The organism is Neorhizobium alkalisoli (assembly GCF_007829835.1).
GTDB lineage: Bacteria > Pseudomonadota > Alphaproteobacteria > Rhizobiales > Rhizobiaceae > Neorhizobium.
On record NZ_VIWP01000003.1, the window covers coordinates 952,427 to 969,928 of the forward strand.

Here is a 17,502-nt window from a genome sequence, read left to right on the forward strand (position 1 = left end):
CGCAAGGGTGGGATCAAAACCGATTCCACCCTTCGAACGGAGTTTGGGAATGGCGACCAAGGCAATCGCAACCAAGGCAAAGGCCCGTAGCGCAAAACAGGCAGACCTCCTGTCCCTGATCGAAACCATGCGCTGGGAGCCCGGAAAAGGCTTTCTGCGCCTCGACCAGCATCTGCGCCGTCTGAACCGTTCGGCCGATGCTCTCGGTTTCCGTTCGGCCCCTGCGGATCTCGTCAAGCAGCTGGAAGCCGCCGTCTCCGGCGAGGCGCCGCTTCACGTCCGCCTCGCCATGACGTTCCGCGGCAATGTCGAAATCACCACCGAACCCTTTGCAGCCATCGCAGACGACACGGTCTGGCGCATCAGGATCGCCGAAACCCGCCTCCCCTCCGATGATCCCATGTATCGCCACAAGACCACGCGCCGGGAAATTTACGACACGGCAAGAGCCGAATTTGCCGAGGACGACGCGCAGGAAGTGATCATGCTCAACGAGCGTGGCGAGATCTGCGAAGGCACCACGACGAACATCTTCGTCGAACAGCCGGACGGCACGCTGATCACCCCGGCAATCTCCTGCGGCCTCATCGCCGGCATCCTGCGCGGCGACCTGATCCGCGAAGGCCGCGCCAAGTCCGGCCTTGTGAAACCGCAGGAACTCACCGGCGCCCGCCTCTTCGTCGGCAATTCTCTGCGTGGATTGATCCGGGCAGAGCTTGTTGAAGCGTAGCCATTCGGGGTGGCACAACTAGCGGCGGATATCCGTCCGCGGCCGTCTTCGTCGCCCGTCGAACACCAGCTCTCCTTGTCGCAACGCCGATATGGACATTGGAAATCAGAAGCTCTGAAACCGCCAAAAGGCGAACAGCCAGTTGGCTTGCCGCGCTGGGATTATGCTCGGCAATATAAGTACGGATCCGGACGAGGTCGGCGATTGCCTCCTCGCTCCAGATCAGCACCATCAGCGTTTCCTGAAAATATCGGCATCAGGAGCGGCTTTTTCGTCGGCCGAGCCCCAGGTTCGCAGCCAATCGGCCACGGCTTCGTGCGAAACGAAATCGCCACGATCCGCCCGTTCGATGGCCTCGTCGAGCGCCTTGGCTTCCATCTCCTGCTGAAGAACGTATTCGGACAGCGCCTCCTCGGCGATATCGGATACGGGCCGCTTGGTATCGGAGGATATCCGCTCAAGCTTTTCCTTCATTTCGCTGGAAATGCGAAGGGACATGACATGCGACGTCATCAGGGCGCGCCCTCTCGTTTTTTGCTTTTCTAGCACGAAACGAGAGGGCCCGGAACTAGGACTTCTCCCGGTAAAACACCATGCCGCCGTGATAAAGTACGTCGTCGACGAATTTGCCGTCGGCGGTGAAGCCGGTATCGTCCCAGTAGTCGATATGATTGCCGGTCACGACATAGCAGCCCTGATAGGCGCTCTGGCGTTTACCGCGGGCCTCGTCGTAGCGGCCGTTCGGCAAGAGTTCCTGACGGATGTGACCGTCTCCGGTTACCCACATTCCGATATAGGGGTGGCTTATAGTGGCGTGATGATTGCTCATCTTGTCCTCCGCATGGACGGGAAGGGAAACCGCCATGCCCGCAGACATGGCGGCGGCAAAAAGGATGCGATGCCAGCGCATGACGATCCTCTCAGCTCTCAGTGGGGCGAGCGCGTCGGGCGCACGACGATCTCGCTGACATCGACATCGTCCGGCTGGGAGATCGCAAAGCGCACGGCGCGGCCGATCGCATCCGGGGTCAGCGCGATCGCGCGCCAGGTCTTCATGCCTTCCGCGGCGATGGGATCGGTGATCGTGTCGGCCAGCTCGCTTTCGACAACGCCCGGATGGATGCAGGTGACGCGGATATCGTCATGTTCCTGCCTCAGCCCATCGGAAATCGCCCGAACCGCGAATTTCGTGGCGCAATAGACGGCCGCCGTCGGCGATACCGCAAGTGCCCCGATCGAGGCGATGTTGATGACATGGCCGGATTTGCGCGCCACCATTTCCGGCAGCACGGCGGCAATGCCGTAAAGCACGCCCTTGATATTGACGTCGACCATCCTGTCCCACTCGTCGACCTTCAGCGAGGCAAGTGGCGATAGCGGCATCACGCCGGCATTGTTGACGATCACATCCACCCGGCCGAATTCCTTGCGCGCCGCTTCAGTGAAGGCCGCGACATCGGCACGATCGGTCACGTCGAGCTTGCGGGTCAGCACCTTGCCGCCATCGGCGCGGATTTCCTCTGCGAGCGCATCCAGCCGGTCGGTGCGGCGCGCGCCGAGCACCAGCGGCGCACCCGTCTTTGCCAGTTCGCGGGCAATTCCGGCGCCGATTCCGCTTGAAGCACCGGTGATCAGCACGACCTTGTCGAGATTATCATTGGAAGACATGGCTTTCTCCTTTGTTGGCGCATCTCTGCGGCCCATCCCTGCCCGTCGGTAACGAGCAATTGCCAGAAAGATAAGCCTCAGCCATTGTCGCGATAAGCCGCCCATTCATTTCCAGACTGCCCAGGAAATCTAACCAATGTCGATGGACTACAATGCGCTTGCCGCCTTTGCCCTGGTTGCCGAGGAAAGAAGCTTTCGCGCCGCCGCCGACCGGCTTGGTGTCACCCGCTCGGCCGTCAGCCAGACCATTCGCAAGCTGGAGGAGACGATGGGGATCGCGCTGGTGCATCGGACGACGCGCAGCGTTTCGCTGACCGAAGCCGGCGAGCGGCTCTATCTCGAAGCCGCACCGGCGCTTGCCGGCATCAGGGCCGCGGTCGAGGCCGCCGGCAATCTCAATGGTCGCCCACGCGGCCTGCTGCGGCTTGCGGTCTCCTCGATTGCGGAAAGCTTTCTGTCAGGACCGCTGCTCGCAGCCTTCGCGGACGAAAACCCGGAGGTCAAATTGCACATCACCGTCACCGACGAGGAATTCGACATCGTCGCGGAAGGATATGATGCCGGCGTCAGGCTCGGCGAGGTTATCGCCCAGGACATGATCGCCGTGCCGGTTTCCGGCGACCAGCGCCAGCTGGCCGTCGCCTCGCCCGCCTATATCGAACGGTTCGGCGCACCGGCGCATCCGAATGAGCTGGCTTCCCGTCGCTGCATCGGCTGGCGCAAGGAGCTGGATCTTGCCCCCTATCGCTGGGAATTCGCCGAGGACGGCAAGGAGTTTTCCGTCGCGGTCGCCGATACCGTCACCACCAACGACATGACGCTGATGATCCGCCTCGGCCTTGCCGGCGCCGGCATCACCTTCGGCATGGAGGAGAGCTTTCGAACCGCCATCGACCGCGGCGAACTCGTCCCTCTGCTTGAGGACTTTTCTCCCCGCTTCCCCGGCTTCTACCTCTATTACCCGAGCCGGCGGAACATGGCGCCGAAACTGCGGGCGCTTGTCGATCACCTGAGAAAGGCGCGATGACTATTGCGGCAGGATGCCTTTTTCGCGCGCAACACGGATCATCGCGTCATGCATGGCACCGTCATCGACCGGACCTGTCAGGTCGTAGAGCGTATTGTCGAAATCCTCGCCCTGCTTGCCCATGAATTCGCGCCTCTCGGTCAGATCCCGGGGATAAGGCGAAGGAAACATGTCCATCCCCTTTTTCACCGCTGCCGCCTGCTCCGTCAGTCCCCATTCTTGAAGCGCTTCCAGCACTTCCGGCATCAGGTAACCCGAGGAGTTGAAAAAGGCCTGATGCACCGAGCCATTCAGCATCTCCTCCTCGAAATAACGCACCGCCATGATCTGCCCGTAGGCCTTCGGCAATTGCGAAAAACGTTCGAGCGTACCGGTCATGTCGCCAAACGGATCGGCGCAGATCGTGACGCTATCGGCAAGGAATTGCAGCCGGTCGTCGTCGGAAGCGGCTGCCCGGATCGGCTCGTAGATTGCCTCCAGCGCCGGCGAGGCTTTGATACGCTCGACAGCCTCATACATCAGCCGCGGCAGTTCGCGATAGCGCGCCGAAAGCTCCCCGAGCGCCGCATCGAGCGCAATGCCCTTGGCATCATCATCGCTCATCCAGAGCTTGTAGCGCTCTTTCACCGTACCGAAATTCGGGCCGAACAGCGTCTTGCCTTCGCGCAGCATCTTCGCGTGATCGGCAAGCCCCTGCTCTTCCAGAACCGTGATGATATCGTCGACGAAAACGCTGTCCATCAGCACGAAAAATGTCGCCAGACCGTCCGGCGGATTGGTCCAGCCATCGGCGGCTGCCAGCATCAGGATCGGCCTCTCGGCTTCCGGATAGGTGTTCAGACCCCGTTTTAATGCCTCGCGGCGCCTTGCTGCACCGGCCTCGTCGGGAAGCAGATCGAAATCCAGCTCGCCCGCCTTTTCACCATCCTTGCGGAAAAACGTGTCGGGAGACCGGAGCTGAACGACCCGTGCCTCGAGTGCATTCCACATCGGATAATGTTTCCAGCCTTCCGGATCGCACCGGTCGGAACCGGTCGCAGCCACAGCCGCCGCCATCGTGCACCCCATGAACAGAACAAACCAGGCGAGCAGCCAAAGTCCCCAATGCGCCCGCCAGCGTGCCCTGATAGCGGCTGCTGATGAAGAAATACCCCAACATCCGCCAAATGAACGACCAGACAAACCGAATGTCATCCCGCTCCGCAGCATCTGCCGGGAGACCTGCCTGCAATGCCCCAAACTCAACCCCACGCGCGACCCCGAGACCACCATCAATTCTCGATTTGTAGGGTGCTGGCGCGCCGTTCCAAGATGTCAGATCTAGCAGTCGGCCGGATTGGCCCATGGGTTGAGTGCGCGCAAGATGGAGCTGCTTGCAACCGGCGGCCACCTCCGCGACAATCGTTTTTTGACGCAGGTTTTCCCGCAAGCAGGCAAAAGGGAGAGTGGATGAAGCCGACCTATACGCCCTATGACGGCTCCTCGACGCCGTTCACGATCGGCCTCGCCCAACTCGATCCCGATCGCTGGATCGAGCCGGATGCGGATCTCGGCGATCAGCTCGCCGAAAAAGAACGCATCCTCGCCCGATATGGCGATCTTGTCCTGCGCGCCGAGGACGATACGCTGGCCGCACAGCAGGAAGTTCTGGAAACGCTGGCGGACTACCTGCCCACCCAGCATGCCGGGATCTGGCGCCGAAACGGCGACCGGATGGAAATGGCCGGCAGAGAAATCGATCTCGCCGACGAAAACATGACGCCACTCTGTCGCGCCGGCCTGCTTGTGCAGGACGATCTCGTCATCATGCGCCGGGGCGAAAACGGCTGGCGCATCGCCGCCGCCTTCCTCGCTTTTCCCTCATCCTGGCGCCTGTCGGAAAAATTCGGCCTGCCGATGGACGAGGTGCATGCGCATGTTCCCGGCTTCGAAGGTGGCAGCCGCAATGCCGGGCTGATCAACCGCATGTTCGACAATCTGTCGCCCGACCGTTTCGTCGTGCGCTGGAACTGGTCGGTCAACTGGTCCCATGCGCTCTATCACCCGAATGCCAAGTCGCCGGAGGAAAAGCGTGGTGTGCCCGCGGAAAAGGCACTGATCCGCGTCGAACGCCAGACCCTGCGCAAGCTGCCGCGATCGGGCGACATCCTGTTCACCATCCGCATCTATCTCGATCCGCTCTCCGTCATCCTGGCCCAGCCGAATGCCACGGAACTCGCAAGCTCGATGGCGAACCAGCTGGAAGCGCTGACGATCGAGCAGACCGCCTATAAGGGTCTGTCGGAAAAACGCGCCGAACTGCTGAATGTATTGCGCAAAGCACCCCTTGAAGCGGCGCCGGCGCGATAAATATCGTTATCCGGCAACAGGCTGCGGCAAGTACTTTATTGTGACGCAGTTTTATGATCTAGAGCGCCGCGAATTACGCACAGCGGTCATTTTGTGCGCATAAGAATGCCCGGTGCCGAATAAGGGCGCAGCGGCGGCCAACCGGCCGACACCAAGGAGAGAATAATGGCAGACACCAACTATCCGGTTTATGGCGAAATCACCGGCCCGATCGTAATGATCGGCTTCGGTTCGATCGGTCGCGGCACGCTGCCGCTGATCGAGCGCCACTTCAAGTTCGACAAGAGCCGGTTGGTCGTCATCGACCCGCGCGAAGAGCCCTCCGACATGGAGATCCTCAAGCAGCACGGCGTCCGCCACATCAAGGAATACGTCACCAAGGAGAACTACAAGGATCTCCTGAAGCCGCTCCTGACCGAAGGCGAAGGCCAGGGCTTCTGCGTCAACCTGTCGGTCGATACCGGCTCGCTCGACCTGATGAAGCTCTGCCGCAAGCTCGACGTTCTTTACATCGACACGGTCGTCGAGCCCTGGCTCGGCTTCTACTTCGACAAGAACATGAAGAATTCCGAGCGCACCAACTACGCGCTTCGTGAAACCGTCCGCAAGGAAAAGGCCAAGAGCCCGGGCGGCACGACCGCCGTTTCCACCTGCGGCGCAAACCCGGGCATGGTCTCCTGGTTCGTCAAGCAGGCGCTGGTCAACCTCGCCAACGATATCGGCGTCAAGTTCGACGAGCCGGATCAGCATGACCGCGAAGGCTGGGCCAAGCTGATGAAGAAGCTCGGCGTCAAGGGCGTCCACATTGCCGAGCGCGATACCCAGCTGACCAAGAACCCGAAGCCGCTCAACGTCTTCTGGAATACCTGGTCGGTCGAAGGCTTCATCTCGGAAGGCATGCAGCCGGCCGAACTCGGCTGGGGCACCCATGAGAACTGGATGCCGAAGAACGCTAAGAAGCACAAGAAGGGCTGCCAGGCCGCCATCTATCTGGAACAGCCGGGCGCCAACACCCGCGTCCGCACCTGGTGCCCGACGCCGGGTCCGCAGTATGGCTTCCTCGTTACCCATAACGAGTCCATCTCGATCGCCGACTATTTCACGGTGCGCGACAAGGACGGCGAAGTGACCTTCCGCCCGACCTGCCACTACGCATACCATCCGGCAAACGATGCAGTCCTGTCGCTGCACGAAATGTTCGGCAATGGCGGCAATCCGCAGCCGGTCCATCACGTCCTCGACGAGCATGAACTGGTCGAAGGCCTCGACGAACTCGGCGTGCTGCTCTACGGCCACGAGAAGAACGCCTATTGGTTCGGCTCGCGCCTGTCGCTGGAAGAAACCCGCCGCATCGCGCCTTACCAGAACGCAACCGGCCTGCAGGTCACCTCGGCCGTTCTCGCCGGCATGGTCTACGCCATCGAAAACCCGAAGGCCGGCATCGTCGAAGCCGACGAGATCGACTACAAGCGTTGCCTCGAAGTGCAGCTGCCTTACCTCGGCCCGGTCGAAGGTCACTACACCGACTGGAACCCGCTCACCGGCCGCCCGGGCCTGTTCCCGGAAGACATCGACGAGAAGGATCCGTGGCAGTTCAAGAACGTTCTCGTTCGCTAACAGCCTCGGCATGATCTCAAGAAACCGCCTGTCTCATCACAGGCGGTTTTTTTGTGCGTTGAAAAATCCGGTCTTTCCGGCGCCACATCTTGCATTACATAGTTAGCGGACGGCATGGTTCGCCTAGCAAGAACCGGACCGAATCGCGGGAGACAGAAGATGAAATTGAAAGTGAGCCTTGCGCTCGTCGCGGTAGCCGGCCTTTCGGCCTGCGTTTCCTCGCCGCCGCCGAGCCAGGTGGCCGTCGTTCAGCAGCCGCAGGGTGTCGAAGGCACCTGGGTTGACCCGAACGGCATCGTCTCGACCTTCTCGGCCGGCACGTTCAACACCCGCGCAAGCGACAGCAATGCCCTGCTCGCATCCGGTACCTACACGACAATGTCCCCGACCCTGGTCGAGATCAACATGACCTCGCTCGTCCGCAAAACCCAGTCGCGCGTCAACTGCGCGCTCGTCACGCCGAACCAGCTGAACTGCACTCAGGACAGCGGCGCGCAGTTTTCGCTGGCCCGCCGGACCTGATCGGACTGCCACCGAATTCAAGCTGACAAACCCCCGCGAGAGCGGGGTTTTCGCGTTTTAGCTGTAAAATATTGCGCCGCAGCCTTGTCATATTTGCCTTGAAACCGATTTGCCTTGATGGAAACATGCACTGCACAACGATTGTCATGGTGGGACCTTAAGAACGATCGCAGCGGGCGGCAGGGAACGCCGTTTGATAAAACTAGGAGAGAGATAAGATGAAAAAGACATTGGGACTGGGGCTTCTGACGGCCTCTGTCATGGCCCTTTCGAGCAGCGCGGCCTTTGCCGACTTCGAACTCAATATCCTGCACATCAACGACTTCCATTCCCGCATCGAGTCCGTCAACAAATACGACAGCACCTGCTCGGCCGAGGAAGAAGGCAAGGGCGAATGCTTCGGTGGTGCCGCCCGCCTGCTGACCGCCATCAACCAGACCCGTGACGGCCTGAAGTCGCAGGGCAAGAACGTTCTTCTCTTGAACGCCGGCGACAATTTCCAGGGTTCGCTCTTCTACACGACCTACAAGGGCGCCGTCGAAGCCGAGATGCTGAACGCCATGAAGTTCGACGCCATGACCGTCGGCAACCATGAATTCGACGATTCGGACGATGTGCTCGCGACCTTCCTCGACAAGATCCAGTTCCCGGTCGTCACCGCCAATGTCGTGCCCTCGGCTGCCGCCAAGATCGGCAACCGCATCAAGCCGTCGCTCGTCCTCGAAGTCGGCGGCCAGAAGATCGGCATCGTCGGCGCCGTTACCAATGACACGCCCGAGATCGCCAATCCCGGCCCGAACATCACGATTGCCGACGACGTCGCCAAGATCACCGAAGCCGTCCAGGCTGTGAAGGCGCAAGGCGTCGACAAGATCATCGCGCTCACCCATGTCGGTTACCCGCGCGACCTCGCCTTCATTGCAAAGATCCCGGATGTCGATGTTGTTGTCGGCGGCCATACCCACACGCTTCTGTCGAACACGGTCAAGGGCGCCGAAGGCCCCTACCCGACCTGGGTCGACAATCCGGGCGGCTACAAGGTTCCGGTCGTACAGGCCTTCCAGTACTCGCGTTATCTCGGCGACCTGAAGGTCGTGTTCGATGATGCCGGCGTGGTGAAGAGCGCCGAAGGCGAGCCGATCCCGGTCGACAAGAGCTTCCAGCCCGACGCCCCGACCGTTGCGCGCATCAACGAGCTGAAGGCACCGATCGAGGAGCTGAAGAAGAAGGTCGTCGGTTCCGCCGAAGCTGCCATCGACGGCGACCGCAAGAATTGCCGCGCCAAGGAATGCACGATGGGCAACCTGCTCGCCGATGCACAGCTCGACCGCGTCAAGGACCAGGGCATCACCATCTCGATCCAGAATGGCGGCGGTCTGCGCGCCTCGATTGATGCCGGCGAAGTCACGATGGGCGAAGTCCTGACGGTTCTGCCGTTCCAGAACACGATCGCAACCTTCCAGATCAAGGGTGCCGATCTCGTCACCGCGCTCGAAAACGGCGTCAGCCAGATCGACGATGGCGCAGGCCGCTTCCCGCAGGTCGCCGGCATGAAATTCTCCTTCGACAAGTCGAAGCCGGCCGGCGCCAAGGTCAGCGACGTACAGGTCAAGGAAGGCGATGCCTTCGTCCCGCTCGACCCGGCCAAGACCTACGGCGTCGTCACCAACAACTACGTCCGCACCGGCGGCGACGGTTTCAAGATCTTCGCAACCGCTGCCCAGAACGCCTATGACTTCGGCCCGAACCTCGAAAATGCCGTGGCCGACTATATCGGCGCCCACAGCCCCTACAAACCTTACCTCGACGGTCGCATCACCGACCTGACCCCGGCAAGCTATACGCCGCCGGCAAAGCCGGCTCCGGCCGCAGCGCCTGCAGCCCCGGCAGCAACGCCCGCCCCTGCCGCAACCCCGGCTCCGGCGACAACGGCACAGGCCACCACGCCGGCACCGGCAGCACCTGCGCCCGCCGCTCCGGCTCCTGCTGCACCGGCAGCAGCAACCGCGCCTGCAAAACCGGCCGGCCCGACCAAGTACACGGTCGTCAAGGGTGACTCGCTCTGGAAGATCGCCGAAAGCCATTTTGGCAATGGCGAGGACTGGACGAAAATCTCCAAGGCCAATTCGCTGCGCCACCCGAACATCATTCAGGTCGGCGAAGAGCTGGAACTGCCAGCCAAGTAAGGCCAGCAGCAAAATAGGACGATTTGTCTCGACAATCGAGCGGCCCGGGCCTTTCCCGGGCCGCTCTTTGTTTCTAAATAAGCCGCAGCAAAGCCTTCGAGCCGATCAGGGCTCCCACAGAAGAGAACGAGAATGAACCATTCCGCCGCGATGCCTGCCGAGCATCCCAAAATCTCCTTCGGCAAGGTCGGCGTTCTTCTCGTCAATCTCGGCACGCCCGACGGCACCGACTACAAGTCGATGCGGCGTTATCTCGCCGAATTCCTCTCCGACAAGCGCGTCATCGAATGGTCGCGGCTCTATTGGTACCCGATCCTCTATGGCATCGTTCTGAACAAGCGTCCGCAAAAGGTCGGCAAGGCTTATGAGGCAATCTGGAACAAGGATCTGAACGAAAGTTATCTGCGCACCTATACCCGCAGCCAGGGTGAGAAAATGGCGCAGCGTCTGGCCAACCTCGAAAACGTCGTGGTCGACTGGGGCATGCGTTACGGCAAACCGTCGATCGCCGAAAAGATCGACGCGCTGAAGGCGCAGGGCTGCGAGAAGATCGTGCTTTTCCCGCTTTACCCGCAATATGCCGCCTCGACGACCGCGACCGTCAACGACAAGGCCTTCGAGCACCTGATGAAGCTGCGCTGGCAGCCAGCGGTGCGCACCATACCGCACTATCACGACGATCCGGCCTATATCACTGCCCTTGCCAATTCGGTGCGCCAGACGCTGTCGACGCTCGAATGGGAGCCGCAGATGCTGATCACCTCGTTCCACGGCATCCCGCAATCCTATTTCAAGGCCGGCGACCCCTATTACTGTCACTGCCAGAAGACGGCCCGCCTGCTGCGCGAGGAACTGGGTTACACGGACAAGCAGTTCCGCATCACCTTCCAGTCGCGCTTCGGACCGGAGGAATGGCTGCAGCCCTATACCGACAAGACCATGGAAAAGCTCGCCTCCGAAGGCATCACGCGGGTGGCGATCATGAACCCCGGCTTCGTTTCGGATTGTCTCGAGACGCTGGAAGAGATTGCTGGCGAGGCGGGCGAGATCTTCATGCACCATGGCGGCGAAAAGTTCGTCCATATCCCCTGTCTCAACGATAGTGACGGCGGCATGGACGTGCTGGAAAAGGTCGTGCGCCGGGAGCTTCAGGGCTGGGCTTGAGCCGGGCATCAGGGAAAGGGCAGATCGAAATGAGACTTTCCGTAGCGTCCATGCTGGCATTGTCTCTTGCACTCGGCGCTGCCGGCTGCTCTCAGGCCGATGATCCGCCGAAAGGCCCGCAGAAATTCGCAGCCGAAGCCTGCCCCTTCACCATCGACATTCCCGGCAATGCCAAGCTTGATTCCAGTGGCATCGAGACCACCGATTTCCAGCCGGAAAAACAGGTCTCCGCCTTCTGGAATGCGCCCGACACCGAATTTGTTGTCATGTGCATGGGCATTCCGAACTACAAGCTCGATGCCGGTTATGTCGACAATATCTGCAGCCCGAAAAATCCCAATCTCGTGGTCGGCAGCATTTGCGGCCCGACGCAGAAATTCGGCGGCGTCGAAGTCGCCATGCCCATGACCGGCCCCGACAGCGGCGTCGCCTATTACTGGATCTATACCGGCCACAAGGAAGGCAAGGGCCGGCTGAGTTTTCGCGTGGCGACGACGAAATCCAAGCCGGACGATCAGGAAAAGCAGCGGATCGACACGCTCGCCCAGTCCGTTTTCGAAACGATCCGCTGAGCCTGGCGCAATCCTCTATACGAGCGGCAGCTTCAATCCCTTGATGCGGAAATAGTCATCTAGCGCTTCGGTCGATGCGGCATGCGCGGCGCTTGCGACATAGGTGTCAGGCCGCACGAGATAGACAGCATCCCGCGCCAGCCCGGCATCCTCGAAATCCGTCTGCCACGGAAAGATCCAGAGCGGAACGCCGTTTGCGCGGCACCAGTCTTCCAGCAAATGCCCGGCATAACCATAGACATGCACATGCCAGGAAAAATCGCCAAACCCGTCATAGTTCGACCGCCCCTCGCCGAGATCGAGCCAGGGCAACCGGTCGCCGCCCCGCACCCGACCCGCCTCGCCCTCACTCAGGAAATCGCCGCGATAATCGATCTCCAGCTGCGAGACGGTGCGAAACACCCATTCGCGCAACAGCTCGATCCGGGCCGCAAAAGGTGCCACAACCGGCAGGATGCGGGTGCGGACGAAGCGGGCAAGGTTTCCGTCTGACGTCGCCAGCGAAAACACCTCGTCGGTCGTGCCGACAAGTTTTCGCGCAAAGGCGATGCGCTCTTCCTCATAGGTGTCGAGCAGCCGCGCATCCGCCTCGCCCTTCACCACCGCCTTCAGCTTCCAGGCCAGATTGACCGCATCGCCAATCCCCGTATTCATCCCCTGCCCGCCGGCCGGGCTATGGATATGGGCGGCATCGCCGAGCAGGAAGGCCCGGCCTTTCCGGAAACGATCGACCACCCGGTGATGTACCCGGTAATGCGAGAACCAGTTGACCTTCGTCACCTCGATCTTCAGGCTTTCCACCGCCTTGCGATTGACGTCCTCGAACGTCATCTGGCCGGCCTCTGCATCGGTCTCCCTGACGGTGCCGATCAGCCTTGCCCGCGCCCCCGCATCGAGCGGAAAGATCGCCAGAAAATCCGCACTGTCGAGATCGATATTGAGTTCGCCATTCATCGGCGGCCCCTTGGCCTCGACATCGGCGACATAAAACGTCTGCTCATAGGTGCCGCCAGGAAAGCCGATGCCGAGCACTTTTCGCACGGTCGAACTGGCGCCGTCGCATCCGGCAACCCATGCCGCCTCGGCCGTTTCCTCGCGGCCATCCGGCAGCGTCAGATGCGCGATGACGCCATCGGCAGTCTCCTCGAAACCGACAAGCGTCGTATTCCACTCAATCGTGACACCGGCCGCCTGCAGCCGCTCGGCCAGCAAAGCCTCATGCCTATCCTGCGGGTAGATATGCAGGAAGGGATAACGGGTGTATCGGGCGCCGGTCTCGTCCAGCGCAACATGCGCCTGCCGCTCGCCGCCGACCCAGAGATTGACGCCGCCGACCTGAAACCCTTCGGTGACCACGGCTTCCGCAAGACCGGCCTGCGCATAAAACTCCAGCGTCCGCGCATGCACGGCCAGCGCCCTCGAGGCCGTTCCCGGCCCGGATGCCTTGGAAATGATCCGGACCGAAACGCCCATCTTCGCCAGCCACAGAGCCAGCACCATTCCGGTCGGCCCGGCACCGACGATGAGTACGTCATGACGCATCGCATTTCCTCCCTGATCCTCAGAGACAGAATCTAGCGCCGGAAACCGCAAGTCAAAGGGAGAAACGGACGATTATCGGTCGATCTCAGCGCACTTCTTCCGCCGAGAAACCTGCCGTAGCGGCCTTCCAGAAATCCGGGTCCTCGTAATCCGTCGGATCCGCGACACCAGCCAGATGAAAGGCCTCGCGCCGCTCGACACAGGTGCCGCAACGGCCACAATGTCTTGCGCCCCCCTTATAGCAGGACCAGGTTTCGGCAAACGGCGTGTCGTGCTTCGCGCCATCCGTGACGATATCGGCCTTCGATCCGTTCACATAGGGCGCCAAGAGTTCGACCTTGGCATAACCGTCGAGCGCATGGTTCTGCATCACCTGAAACGCATCGATGAAACCCGGCCGGCAATCCGGATAGATGAAATGGTCGCCGCCATGCACGGCGATCGCCACCGCATCCGCCTGCCGCGCCGCAGCCACCCCAAAGGCGATCGTCAGCATGATCGCATTGCGGTTCGGCACAACGGTGACGCGCATCGTCTCTTCCGCATAATGCCCGTCCGGCACCTCGACATCATCCGTCAGCGCCGAACCGGTCAGCTGCGCGCCGACCGCCGTCATGTCGATGATCTGATGAAACACGCCGAGCCGTTTGGCGCAGGCGGCGGCAAAATCGAGTTCCTTGCGGTGGCGCTGGCCATAATCGAAGGAGATCAGGCCGAAAAGATTGCCCTGTGAAGCGATGCGCTGGGCAAGTGAAACGGAATCCAGTCCGCCCGAGCAGACGACGATGGTTTTCATGATTTCTGTCCTTGTTTTGACCGGGTAGGCTGCGACCGGCATTCAGTTTGCCCCATTTACCCCCTGCCGACGCGCTTGTGAATGGCCTAAGCTTGTGATCGCTCAAAGCCTCCAATAGGATCATCTGATTAGAAAATTTGCATTTCATTGGGAGGGTTTCATGATTCTGGGTGGATTTGACATCGTCGTGATTGCGGCCGTCATACTGATCATCCTGATCCTGTTTGCCGGCATAAAGACGGTGCCGCAGGGGTATCGCTACACGGTCGAGCGTTTTGGCCGCTACACACGCACACTCGATCCCGGCCTCAACCTGATCACACCTTTCATCGAGCGCATCGGTTCGCGCATGAGCGTGATGGAACAGGTGCTCAACATCCCGACCCAGGAAGTGATCACCAAGGACAATGCCAGCGTCTCGGCAGACGCCGTCTCCTTCTATCAGGTCCTCAATCCCGCCCAGGCCGCCTACCAGATCTCCAATCTCGAAAACGCCATCCAGAACCTGACCATGACCAATATCCGCTCGGTCATGGGCTCGATGGATCTCGACGAACTGCTTTCCAACCGCGAAGTCATCAACGACCGGCTGCTGCGCGTTGTCGACGAGGCGGTCGGGCCCTGGGGCATCAAGGTCACTCGCGTCGAGATCAAGGATATCCAGCCGCCGGCCGACCTCGTCCAGTCGATGGGCCGGCAGATGAAGGCCGAGCGCGAGAAACGCGCCCAGATCCTCGAGGCCGAAGGTTCGCGAAATGCCCAAATCCTGCGCGCCGAAGGCTCCAAGCAGGCCGCCGTTCTCGAGGCCGAAGGCCGCCGCGAAGCTGCCTTCCGCGAGGCCGAGGCACGCGAGCGTCTGGCCGAAGCCGAGGCCAAGGCGACCCAGTTCGTTTCGCAAGCCATCGCCAGCGGCGACGTGCAGGCGATCAACTATTTCGTTGCTCAGAAATACACGGAAGCGCTGATCGAGATCGGCAAGGCGCCGAATTCCAAAATCGTTCTGATGCCGCTCGAGGCATCCTCGATCATCGGCTCGCTCGGCGGCATCGGCGCCATCGCCAAGGACGTTTTTGGTGACGGCTCGACGCCGGTTGTCCAGCCGCGCCCACCGGCACCCACCCGCCCGGCAGCACAACGCCCGACGACGAGCACGACACCCGCGATCAATCCCTTTGATCCGCCGCGGGAGCCGCGCTCATGATCGAGAGCCTTGCGGCCAATCTCGGCCCATGGACCTGGTGGATCGTCGGGCTGGTACTGCTGGCCGCCGAGCTTGCAGCGCCGGGCGTTTTTCTCGTCTGGATCGGGCTTGCGGCACTGATCGTCGGCGCGCTGTCGCTGGCGCTCTGGGATGCGGCTCTTTGGACATGGCAGGTGCAACTTCTGCTGTTCGGCGTGCTGTCCATCGCGCTCGCCATCATCGGCCGCCGTTTTTATGCCGGCCGCAACCATTCGAGCGACGAGCCTATGCTGAACCGCCGCGGCGAAAGCCTTGTCGGACGCACGGCAATTCTGGCCGAGCCGATCGCAGAAGGTCGCGGGCGTATCCGCATGGACGATACATGGTGGCCGGTCATGGGGCCGGACCTGCCAGCCGGCAGCCGCGTACGCGTGACGGAAGCGCATGGCCGTGATTTGAGAGTGGAAGCGGCCTGAACGGCCATCGGCGAAGAGGTAAGCCTCTCGCGCAGCGTCATCCTCTGGTTTGTCCAGAGGATCTAACCACATCAATCATTCCTATGTGGACAGATGCTCGGGGCAAGCCCGAGCATGACGGAAGTCAGGGTTAACCGCCCGGTAATGTCAGGCGACGCCGACGCGCAGAAGGTCGTGGAAATGCACGATGCCGATCGGCCGGCGATCTTCATCGACGACGATCAGCGCACCGATACTGTGCTTGTTGAGCAGAGCCATGGCCGCCGTCGCCAACGTTTCCTTGCCGACCGTTTTCGGGTTTACCGTCATCACGTCGTCGATCACGGTCGTGCGCAGGTCGAGATCGAGATGGCGTGCAAGGTCGCCATCGGTGACGACGCCGCAAAGCCGGCCATCTTCATCGACAACGCCGACGCATCCGAATTTCTTGCGTGACAACTCATGGATCGCGCCGGGCATCAGCATGCCCTTCGGCACGAGCGGGATCTGATCCCCCACATGCATCAGGTCGCTGACATGCGACAGCATTGCACCCAGCTTGCCGCCCGGATGATAGACACGGAAATCGGTTGCCGAAAAACCACGTGCTTCAAGCAGGGCAACGGCAAGCGCATCACCCATCGCAAGCTGCATCAGCGTCGAGGTGGTCGGCGCAAGACCATGCGGACAGGCTTCCTGTTCGCGCGGCATCAGCAGCACGAGATCTGCCTCACGCGCGAGCGCCGAAAGCGGCCCTGCAGTCAGCGCGATCAGCGGAATGGAAAAGCGCCGCGTGAAGGAAACGATGCCCTGCAATTCTGCAGTCTCGCCGCTCCAGGACAGCGCAAGCACCACGTCATCCTGGGAAATCATCCCCAGATCGCCGTGATTGGCTTCGACAGGATGCACGAAGAAGGACGGCGTGCCCGTCGAAGCAAGGCTGGCGGCAATCTTGCGGCCAATATGCCCGCTCTTGCCGATGCCCGTGACGACGACGCGGCCGGTAATATTGCCGATCATCTCGGTGACATCGCGAAAAGTCTCGCCGAGACCATTCTGAAGGGCAGTTTCAAGGGCATCAAGCCCTTGCTTGCCAAAGCTTATCGTCCGCAAAGCGGAATGAACGACGTCGTGTTCAACGACCTGCAAAGCTCTCTTGATCATGGAGAACGCTTAGACCTTTTCCGGAAACAAGTCCATCAGGATTGCCTTCCATCCCAAATTGCATGCACTAACCGCATTTTCGACGGTGATGACTGGCACCAATCCTTAAACCGTCGCATCACTTTCCTGCTCTCAGCAGGATCAAGGAGATAGTAAAAAAGTGAGGAAATATAACCATTTGTCATTTTTTTGAGCGTCTGCGTTTCGGCAATCTCCGCGAGAATATTAACCAGTCATTAACCAGAAAAACGGTTATCTAGGGGTCTTCAGATTCGCTCATGACGAGCCCTATTTCCTTTCAAAATGAGCTGTTTATGACCAGTATTCTCACGAATATTGGAGCAATTTCTGCGCTCCAAGTTCTGCGCTCGATTGGCACCAGCCTTCAAGAAACACAGCAGCAAGTATCGACCGGGATGCGCGTCAATGGCGCATTGCAAATTCCGAGGCAATCCGCCCCCTGATTCCGAAATGATGTCGCCCCCTGATTCCGAGAAATAGTCGCCCCCTCGTTCCGAGATGATGCCGCC

General features: G+C 60.7%; 18 protein-coding genes and 1 pseudogene. 11 read left to right on the top strand and 8 right to left on the bottom strand.

Annotated features, from left to right (window positions below):
• Nucleotides 1-49 precede the first annotated feature (49 nt).
• A complete protein-coding gene (locus tag FHW37_RS15580) occupies nt 50-730 on the top strand; it encodes an aminotransferase class IV family protein (RefSeq protein ID WP_145637951.1) in 681 nt (226 codons plus the stop codon).
• On the opposite strand, the gene FHW37_RS34650 is transcribed toward FHW37_RS15580, so the two are convergent.
• The 4 genes from FHW37_RS34650 to FHW37_RS15600 all read right to left on the bottom strand — a co-directional run bounded on the left by FHW37_RS34650 (nt 660) and on the right by FHW37_RS15600 (nt 2,398).
• The gene (locus tag FHW37_RS34650) at nt 660-962 is read right to left on the bottom strand and encodes a type II toxin-antitoxin system RelE/ParE family toxin (RefSeq protein WP_145637952.1); all 303 of its coding nucleotides are present in this window, start codon (nt 960-962) and stop codon (nt 660-662) included. The genes FHW37_RS15580 and FHW37_RS34650 overlap by 71 nt on opposite strands.
• Nucleotides 962-1,243, bottom strand: coding sequence for a CopG family ribbon-helix-helix protein (locus FHW37_RS15590; protein ID WP_145637953.1), 282 nt, complete (start codon nt 1,241-1,243; stop codon nt 962-964). Before FHW37_RS15590 ends, FHW37_RS34650 begins: the two co-directional genes overlap by 1 nt.
• A 55-nt stretch (nt 1,244-1,298) precedes the next feature.
• Entirely contained in the window at nt 1,299-1,595 is a 297-nt protein-coding gene (locus tag FHW37_RS15595; RefSeq protein ID WP_246690797.1) for an Atu4866 domain-containing protein, read from the bottom strand.
• 62 nt (nt 1,596-1,657) lie between these two features.
• Nucleotides 1,658-2,398 (bottom strand): SDR family oxidoreductase, encoded by a 741-nt coding sequence (locus FHW37_RS15600; RefSeq protein ID WP_145637956.1) that lies wholly within the window; start codon nt 2,396-2,398, stop codon nt 1,658-1,660.
• A gap of 136 nt (nt 2,399-2,534) precedes the next feature.
• On the opposite strand from FHW37_RS15600, the gene FHW37_RS15605 reads away from it, so the two are divergent.
• Nucleotides 2,535-3,425, top strand: coding sequence for a LysR family transcriptional regulator (locus FHW37_RS15605; protein ID WP_145637957.1), 891 nt, complete (start codon nt 2,535-2,537; stop codon nt 3,423-3,425).
• Here FHW37_RS15605 and FHW37_RS15610 read toward each other — a convergent pair whose 3' ends face one another.
• Nucleotides 3,426-4,481, bottom strand: coding sequence for a DMP19 family protein (locus tag FHW37_RS15610; protein WP_186458267.1), 1,056 nt, complete (start codon nt 4,479-4,481; stop codon nt 3,426-3,428).
• Between the two features lie 393 nt (nt 4,482-4,874).
• Here FHW37_RS15610 and FHW37_RS15615 point away from each other — a divergent pair, with 393 nt between their 5' ends.
• The 6 genes from FHW37_RS15615 to FHW37_RS15640 all read left to right on the top strand — a co-directional run bounded on the left by FHW37_RS15615 (nt 4,875) and on the right by FHW37_RS15640 (nt 11,835).
• Nucleotides 4,875-5,774 (top strand): heme-dependent oxidative N-demethylase family protein, encoded by a 900-nt coding sequence (locus FHW37_RS15615; RefSeq protein WP_145637960.1) that lies wholly within the window; start codon nt 4,875-4,877, stop codon nt 5,772-5,774.
• A 165-nt stretch (nt 5,775-5,939) separates the two neighbouring features.
• Nucleotides 5,940-7,391 carry a homospermidine synthase gene (locus tag FHW37_RS15620; RefSeq protein ID WP_145637961.1) on the top strand — a complete coding sequence of 484 codons (1,452 nt, stop codon included), beginning with the start codon at nt 5,940-5,942 and terminating at the stop codon, nt 7,389-7,391.
• A gap of 159 nt (nt 7,392-7,550) precedes the next feature.
• Nucleotides 7,551-7,913 carry an outer membrane lipoprotein Omp10 gene (omp10, locus tag FHW37_RS15625; protein WP_145637963.1) on the top strand — a complete coding sequence of 121 codons (363 nt, stop codon included), beginning with the start codon at nt 7,551-7,553 and terminating at the stop codon, nt 7,911-7,913.
• Nucleotides 7,914-8,131: 218 nt separating this feature from the next.
• Nucleotides 8,132-10,099 (top strand): 5'-nucleotidase C-terminal domain-containing protein, encoded by a 1,968-nt coding sequence (locus FHW37_RS15630; RefSeq protein WP_145637964.1) that lies wholly within the window; start codon nt 8,132-8,134, stop codon nt 10,097-10,099.
• 132 nt (nt 10,100-10,231) lie between these two features.
• A complete protein-coding gene (gene hemH, locus FHW37_RS15635) occupies nt 10,232-11,263 on the top strand; it encodes a ferrochelatase (protein ID WP_145637965.1) in 1,032 nt (343 codons plus the stop codon).
• 29 nt (nt 11,264-11,292) lie between these two features.
• A complete protein-coding gene (locus FHW37_RS15640; RefSeq protein ID WP_145637967.1) occupies nt 11,293-11,835 on the top strand; it encodes a hypothetical protein in 543 nt (180 codons plus the stop codon).
• Nucleotides 11,836-11,850: 15 nt separating this feature from the next.
• Here FHW37_RS15640 and FHW37_RS15645 read toward each other — a convergent pair whose 3' ends face one another.
• Complete coding sequence (locus FHW37_RS15645) at nt 11,851-13,377, bottom strand: FAD-dependent monooxygenase (RefSeq protein WP_145637968.1); 1,527 nt, start codon at nt 13,375-13,377, stop codon at nt 11,851-11,853.
• An 85-nt stretch (nt 13,378-13,462) separates the two neighbouring features.
• A complete protein-coding gene (gene queC, locus FHW37_RS15650; protein ID WP_145637969.1) occupies nt 13,463-14,173 on the bottom strand; it encodes a 7-cyano-7-deazaguanine synthase QueC in 711 nt (236 codons plus the stop codon).
• A gap of 160 nt (nt 14,174-14,333) precedes the next feature.
• Here queC and FHW37_RS15655 point away from each other — a divergent pair, with 160 nt between their 5' ends.
• Nucleotides 14,334-15,374: an SPFH domain-containing protein gene (locus FHW37_RS15655; protein ID WP_145637971.1), complete on the top strand. Its 1,041-nt coding sequence runs from the start codon at nt 14,334-14,336 to the stop codon at nt 15,372-15,374.
• On the top strand, nt 15,371-15,829 hold the full coding sequence (locus FHW37_RS15660) for an NfeD family protein (RefSeq protein WP_145637972.1): 459 nt from the start codon (nt 15,371-15,373) through the stop codon (nt 15,827-15,829). The genes FHW37_RS15655 and FHW37_RS15660 overlap by 4 nt, the downstream gene beginning before the upstream one ends.
• 147 nt (nt 15,830-15,976) lie before the next feature.
• On the opposite strand, the gene FHW37_RS15665 is transcribed toward FHW37_RS15660, so the two are convergent.
• Entirely contained in the window at nt 15,977-16,972 is a 996-nt protein-coding gene (locus FHW37_RS15665; protein ID WP_145637973.1) for a KpsF/GutQ family sugar-phosphate isomerase, read from the bottom strand.
• A gap of 314 nt (nt 16,973-17,286) precedes the next feature.
• On the opposite strand from FHW37_RS15665, the pseudogene FHW37_RS34105 reads away from it, so the two are divergent.
• A pseudogene (locus FHW37_RS34105) lies at nt 17,287-17,406 on the top strand (flagellin); the annotation flags it as partial.
• Nucleotides 17,407-17,502: the final 96 nt, after the last annotated feature.